Source organism: Nocardioides sp. GCM10030259 (assembly GCF_042666375.1).
Classification (GTDB): Bacteria; Actinomycetota; Actinomycetes; order Propionibacteriales; family Nocardioidaceae; genus Nocardioides.
The window spans coordinates 1-739 of the sequence record NZ_JBHTDF010000010.1 but is presented as its reverse complement, the minus strand read 5'-3'; the positions used below and the strand labels follow the sequence as shown (position 1 = coordinate 739).

General features: G+C 68.6%; 1 protein-coding gene. It reads right to left on the bottom strand.

The features are described from left to right. Positions 1–7: 7 nt before the first annotated feature. Positions 8–739 (bottom strand): IS3 family transposase (locus ACFQQI_RS11680; protein ID WP_378562802.1); only part of this gene is annotated, 732 nt, incomplete at its 5' end.

Below are 739 nucleotides of genomic sequence, written 5' to 3'. Positions count from 1 at the left end.
GGTGTCTCTACCCGGTCGGGACGAGACGGTTTCGTGCAGCGTAGTGAACTTCTTCGGCCTGGATCGGTGTCAGGTCGTCGATCGATTCGTGGGTCCGCTCGGTGTTGAACCAGTCGACCCACGTCACGGTCTCAAGCTCGACGTGCTCGACGCCGCGCCAGGGGCCTTCGGGGCGGATGAGCTCGGTCTTGTAGATCCCGATCTGGGACTCCGCCAGCGCGTTGTCGTAGGCATCGCCCACCGAACCCACTGACGGGTCCACGCCGGCGTCGATGAGCCGGCTGGTGAACGCGAACGAGGTGTACTGGGAGCCGGCGTCGGTGTGGTGCACCAGCCCGGTCAGGTCGCTGACCCCGTCACGTTGCCGGGTCCAGATCGCGTGCTCGAGGCAGTCCAGGACCAGGTCGGTGGTCATCCGCGTGGTTGCCCGCCACCCGACGATCCGGCGGGAGTAGACGTCGAAGACGAACGCCACGTAGACCGTGCCGGACCAGGTCGCGACGTAGGTGAAGTCCGCGACCCACAGCCGGTTCGGGGCCGGCGCGGTGAAGTCCCGGTCGACCAGATCACCGGGCCGGACATCACGCGGGTCCGCGACCGTGGTCCGGACCCGTCTGCCGCGTAGCGCCCCGGCCCAGCCGTGCGCGGCCATCAACCGCTCGACGGTGCACCGCGCCACGTCATGGCCCTGTGCGCGCAGGTGGAGCCACATCTTCCGGGCACCGAACCGGGCACGGAA